Source organism: Rhodoblastus sp., from assembly GCF_041915505.1.
Taxonomy (GTDB): domain Bacteria; phylum Pseudomonadota; class Alphaproteobacteria; order Rhizobiales; family Beijerinckiaceae; genus Rhodoblastus.
In genome coordinates this window covers 1-5,556 of record NZ_JAYSBG010000240.1, presented here as the reverse complement: position 1 = coordinate 5,556, position 5,556 = coordinate 1, and the positions used below count along the sequence as shown (strand labels likewise).

Annotated in this window: 8 protein-coding genes; all 8 read right to left on the bottom strand. The window is 67.7% G+C overall.

What is annotated here, in order from left to right:
- Positions 1 to 311, bottom strand: a 311-nt coding sequence (locus ACE3S9_RS14035; RefSeq protein ID WP_374547094.1) for an NAD(P)(+) transhydrogenase (Re/Si-specific) subunit beta, incomplete at its 3' end; no start/stop codon positions are given.
- Between the two features lie 5 nt (positions 312 to 316).
- A complete protein-coding gene (locus tag ACE3S9_RS14030; protein ID WP_374547093.1) occupies positions 317 to 781 on the bottom strand; it encodes a proton-translocating transhydrogenase family protein in 465 nt (154 codons plus the stop codon).
- 112 nt (positions 782 to 893) lie between these two features.
- Entirely contained in the window at positions 894 to 2,030 is a 1,137-nt protein-coding gene (locus tag ACE3S9_RS14025) for a Re/Si-specific NAD(P)(+) transhydrogenase subunit alpha (protein WP_374547092.1), read from the bottom strand.
- Positions 2,031 to 2,119: 89 nt separating this feature from the next.
- Entirely contained in the window at positions 2,120 to 2,278 is a 159-nt protein-coding gene (locus ACE3S9_RS14020) for an aa3-type cytochrome c oxidase subunit IV (RefSeq protein ID WP_374547091.1), read from the bottom strand.
- 164 nt (positions 2,279 to 2,442) lie between these two features.
- Positions 2,443 to 3,786 carry an ABC1 kinase family protein gene (locus tag ACE3S9_RS14015; RefSeq protein WP_374547090.1) on the bottom strand — a complete coding sequence of 448 codons (1,344 nt, stop codon included), beginning with the start codon at positions 3,784 to 3,786 and terminating at the stop codon, positions 2,443 to 2,445.
- Positions 3,787 to 3,818: 32 nt separating this feature from the next.
- Entirely contained in the window at positions 3,819 to 4,373 is a 555-nt protein-coding gene (locus ACE3S9_RS14010) for a YbhB/YbcL family Raf kinase inhibitor-like protein (protein ID WP_374547089.1), read from the bottom strand.
- Between the two features lies 1 nt (position 4,374).
- Positions 4,375 to 5,340 carry an alpha/beta fold hydrolase gene (locus ACE3S9_RS14005; RefSeq protein WP_374547088.1) on the bottom strand — a complete coding sequence of 322 codons (966 nt, stop codon included), beginning with the start codon at positions 5,338 to 5,340 and terminating at the stop codon, positions 4,375 to 4,377.
- 31 nt (positions 5,341 to 5,371) lie between these two features.
- On the bottom strand, positions 5,372 to 5,556 hold a 185-nt coding region (locus ACE3S9_RS14000), incomplete at its 5' end, for a hypothetical protein (RefSeq protein ID WP_374547087.1).

The window sequence follows — 5,556 nt, the reverse complement described above, 5'->3', positions numbered from 1 at the left end:
ACCAGCACGGCGGCGAGGCCGACCAGCGAGTGGAAGAAGGCGACGAGCTGCGGCATCTTGGTCATTTCGATGCGCCGCGCCAGCACGGCGCCGAAGCCGCCGCCGATCAGCAGGCCGAAGACCACCAGCAGCCAGCCCGAAAAGCCCGAGGGCGCCTTCAGCGCCAGCGTGGTCAGGATGGCGATCGCCATGCCGATCATGCCGTAGCGGTTGCCCTGGCGCGAGGTGGTGGGATGCGACAGGCCGCGCAAGGCGAAGATGAACAGGACGCCCGAGACGAGATAAAGAAAGGCCGCGAGATTGACGTTCATGGACCTCAGCCCTTCTTCTTGTACATGGCGAGCATGCGCTCAGTGACGAGGAAGCCGCCGAAAATGTTCACCGACGCCAGAATCAGCGCGATGAAGCCGAAAATGCGCGCCCAGGCCGGGCCGCTGTCGAGCGCGTCGGCGGCGTCCACGCCGACCGAGAGCAAGGCGCCGACGACGATGACCGAGGAAATGGCGTTGGTGACGGACATCAGCGGCGTATGCAGCGCCGGCGTCACCGACCAGACCACGTAATAGCCGACAAAAACCGCGAGCACGAAAATGGCGAGGCGGAAGACGAACGGGTCGATCGCGCCGCCGCTGGCGATATGGGCGGCCGCGCCGGCGGCGTCCGCGACATGGGCGGTCTGGGCGACCTGATCGGCGTAAGCCTGCGCGGCGTCGGCGGCGGCGCGGGCGTTCTGCGCCGCGGTCCTTGCGGCGTCGACGAGCGTTTGAGCGTCATTGGCCATGAAATGAATTCCCTCTCGGGTTTCGAAGGATGGGGGCCTTGGCGCAGGCGCCAAGGCTCGGGTTTCGAATGGCGGGACCCCGGCGCCTGCGCCAAGGCCAGAAAAGGCGGCGTCAGGCCGCCGCGAAGGCAGGATGGACGATCACGCCGCCGAAGGTCAGCCGCGTCGCCTTGACCAGCTCGTCCTCGCCGTCGATCTTGAGAGACTTGCTGTCCTTGTCGATCAGGGTCTCCAGGAACGCGAGCAGGTTCTTGGCGTAGAGCTGCGAGGCGGTGGCGGCGAGGCGGCCCGGCGTGTTGAGCCAGCCCACGATCTTGACGCCATTCTCGCTGACCACGATCTGGCCCGGCTGCGCCAGTTCGCAATTGCCGCCGCGCTCGACCGCGAGATCGACAATGACCGAGCCCGGACGCATGGATTCGACCATGTCGGCGGTGATGAGGCGCGGCGCCGGCCGGCCCGGAATCAGCGCGGTGGTGATGACGATATCCTGCTTGGCGATATGCGAGGCGGTGAGCGCCGCCTGCTTGGCCTGATATTCCTTGGACATTTCCTTGGCGTAGCCGCCCGCCGTCTGCGCCTGCTTGAATTCGTCGTCCTCGACGGCGAGGAATTTGGCGCCGAGCGATTCCACCTGCTCCTTGGTGGCGGGGCGGACGTCGGTGGCGGTGACGATGCCGCCGAGGCGGCGCGCGGTGGCGATGGCCTGCAGGCCGGCGACGCCGACGCCCATGATGAAGATCTTCGCCGCCGGGACGGTGCCCGCCGCGGTCATCATCATCGGAATGGCGCGGCCATATTCCGCCGCCGCGTCGAGCACCGCGCGATAGCCGGCGAGATTGGCCTGGGACGACAGCACGTCCATCACCTGGGCGCGGGTGATGCGCGGCATCAGCTCCATCGCGAAGGCCTGGACGTGGGCGTGGGCGAGGCCCTCCAGCGCGTCATGATGGCCATAGGGGTCCATGATGGCGAGCACGGCCGCGCCATGATTGACCCCGGCGAGCGAGGCCGGGAAGGGCCGGCGCACCGCGAGCACGATATCGGCGCCGACCATGGTCGAGGACACGTCCGGCGCGATCGCGGCGCCGGCCTTTTCGTAGTCGGCGTCCAGCAGGCCGGAGGCCACGCCCGCGCCGGACTGGACCAGCACTTCAGCGCCGAGGCCAATCAGCTTCTTGACGGTTTCTGGCGTCGCCGCGACGCGCGCTTCCATGGCGTCGGTTTCGGCGGGAACGGCAATGCGCATGAATGACTCCAACTGGCCCGCGGGGGGCGGGTCTTGACAGGTCTGGCGCGCAGGTCCCGAAAAGCCCGGCGCGCGGCTGTTTTTGCGGATCAGAGCGTGATGAAGGCCAGAAGAATGAGGACCAGGACGACAAAAATCGTGCCCCATTTGACCAGTGAGGTGAACAGCCGGTAGGTCGCGAGATGCGCCGGATAGTCCATGTCAGAATGGCCGAGCGCGTCGCCTTCGGTCATTTGGTTCGCCGCCATGTTCCTCTCCCTGGGGAAGGCCCCTGTTCTCTTTGTCCAGCCTTGCCGGCCCTGTTTTCCCAAAAGGCACAGAGCAAGGCAACTGTTATAAGGTAGGCGCCGCCTTTCCGCCGCAATTTTTCCGGCGGCGTCGTAAAAATAAGAGATTTCATCCCGAGCCGGCCTTACAGCCCCGCTTCGGCCAAAGCCTCGCCTTGCCGCGCCGCCAGCGCCGCGAGGTCGAAATCCTGCAAGGCGTCCTCGAACAGGCGATGGAAATTCAGCCGCGCCGCGAGATGCAGGAAGGCGCCGCCGAGCCCGATCGCCGCGCGGTCCATGAACACGAATTCGCGCGGGATGGTGACCGGCCCCTTTTCGCGCAGCAGGCGCCGCACCTCCATCGCCTCGCGCCGGCCATAGGCGCCGGGCGATATCCCATCCGCAATGGTGCGGACGCGGTCGTCGAGCAGCGGGCCGAGAATGAACCGCGCCCACAGCGTCAGGATTTCGATCAGATCGTCATTGAGGCCGCGAAAGCCCCAGATGCGATAGGCTTCGGCGATCTGGTCGCGGCGGCCCTCGCGCAGGCCCCGATAGAGCTGGACCACGCCGCCGACGAAGGCGGTCGGAAAGATGCGGATGCAGCCATAATCGAGCAGATTGATGCCGCCGACGGCGCCGTCCCGCCGAAAGACCGCGTAATTGCCGAGATGCGGATCGCCGTGGATCACCCCGTAATGGGCGAAAGGCGCCCACCAGGCGTTGAAGATCGCCCGCGCGATCCGGTTGCGCTCCTCCTCGGGCGCGGCGACGAAATTCAGCACTTTTTCGCCTTCGAGCCAGTCGAGGGTGAGCAGCCGGCCGGTCGACAGCGCCTCGTGGACGGCCGGCGTGCGGATGTCTTCATGCCCCGCCAGCATGGCCCGGTAGAGCGTCGCCTGTTTCGCCTCGCGGCGATAATCCAGCTCCTCGCGCAGGCGCTCGGCGATTTCCTGCGCCGCCTCGCTGGCGTCGATCGCCGGCTCCATCCGCTTCTGCAACGCCAGAGCCCAATCGAGCTGGGCGAGATCGGCCTCCACCGCCGAGGCCATGTCGGGATATTGCAGCTTGCAGGCGACATCCGCCCCCTCCAGCGTGCGGGCGCGATGCACTTGGCCGAGTGACGCGGCGGCGGCGGGCTGGAGGTCGAAGGCGGCGAAGCGCTCGCGCCAATGCGGGCCGAGTTCGGACGCCATGCGGCGGCGGACGAAGGCCGCGCCCATCGGCGGGGCCTCGCTCTGCAGACTGGCGAGCGCCTCGGCGTAGTCGGCCGGCAGGACTTCGGGGATATTGGCGATGAGCTGGGCCGCCTTCATCAGCGGCCCCTTGAGCCCGCCGAGCGCCCGCGCCAGGGCCTCGGCGTCGCTTTCCCGCGTCGCCCCCAACAGCCTGCCGCCGGCGAGGCGCGCGGCGAATCCGCCCGCCTGCGCCCCGACCGCCAGATAGCGGACCGCGCGCGCGCCGAAGCGATTGGCCTCGTCATCCTTCATAAGAGGCTCCTCCCCACCGACGCGGCGGACGCTTAGCGGCCGTAGGTTCCGGTCAGCGTGGCCTTGCCCAGGGCGTTGGCGTTGATGAGGAAGCCCGCCAGCGAGGCCGTCGCCTTGGGCGGCAGCTCCAGTCTGTCGGTCTTCAGCGCATAGACCGTGAAATTATAACGATGCGGCTTGTCGCCCTTGGGCGGGCACGGGCCGCCATAGCCGGGAACGCCGAAATCGGTCGTGAGCTGCTTGGCGCCCGCCGGCAGGCCCTTGCCGTCCTTGCCGACGCCTTGCGGCAGGCCGGTCGCGCTTGCCGGAATGTCATAGACCACCCAATGCCAGAAGCCGGCGCCGCCGGTCGGGGCGTCCTGATCATGGACCAGCATCGCGAAGCTCTTCGTTCCATCCGGCGGATTTTTCCAGACCAAAGCGGGAGACAGATCGCCGCCGGCGCAGCCGAAGCCCTTGTAAACGAAGGTTTCCGCGATCGCGCCGCCGCCCGGCGCGATATCCGGGCTTTTCAGCTCGAAGGCCGCGGCCGCGACGGTCGAGGCCGCCAGCGCGCAGGCCGCCGCCAGAACATTTTTGAACGCCATGTCATTTTCCCCCAGTGATCCGCCGCGCCAGGACGCCGCGAATGAAAGCCTCGGTTTCCGCCGGCCGGGTCACCGGCAGCATATGGCCGCCCGCGATTTTCGTCAGCGTCGCGCCCGGCGCGGCGGCGCAAAAAGCCGCGCCCTGGCGATCCGGGTCCAGCACCGGATCGCCCAGGCCGAACAGCACGCCGATGGGCAGGTCGAGCGCGCCATAACGCGCCATCATCCCCGGCAATTCCGTCGGCTGCGTGACGATGTCGCTCGACGCCGCGAGCAAGGCCGCGGGTCGCGCGCCGAGCAGGCCGCCGCCCTTGCTCCAGAACCGGGCCGGCATCGGATCCGGGGCGAACACCTCGTCGCGCGCCACGCCCGCCCGCAGCAGGGTCGCCGCCGGGCCGAGCGTCCAGGCGCCAAACCACAGCGCCAGCCGGCTGCGCTGGGACAGAGCCGCGAAGGCTTTGGGCGGCTCGGCCTCCAGATGGGTCAGCGGCGCGATCAAGGCCAGACCCGATATTTTCTCGCGATGGTTCAGAGCCAGATCCAGCGCCACCGCGCCGCCGAGCGAATGGCCGACCACCAGCGGCTTTTCCAGACCGAGCTTGTCGATGACCCGCGCCAGAAGCTCGGCCTGCGCCTTCAGCGTCTGCGCCGGACCCTGTTCGGAATAGCCCGAACCCGGCCGGTCGATCAGGACCACGCGCCGTTCGGGAAAGCGCTCGGCCAGCGCATAGGAGAAATGGTTGAGCTGGCCGAGCAGTCCATGGATGAACAGCAGAGGCGGCCCCTCCCGCCCCGGCTGTTCGCCGCTGTCGACCAGATGCAACCTCAGCCCGCCGATCTCGACAAAACGGCCGATCGGCGGGACCAGAAGCTGGATGAAGCGCACCAAAACGAGATTGAACACGGCCAACGCCGCGACGGCGAACAGCCACGACAACACCAGCCATGACAGCAGGGCGATCAGCATGGGGCGTCCATGGGGCGGCGTCCGGAAGGCGTCAGGCGGACAGGCCCTCCAATTCGTCGATCAGCCCCTCGATCATCGACAGGCCGATGGCCCAGAACGCCGGATCGCGGGCGTCGAGCCCGAAGGGCGCCAGCAGCTCGGAATAATGTTTGGAGCCGCCCGCCGCGAGCAAAGCGAAATATTTCTCCACAAAGCCCGGCTCGGCCTTCTGATAGA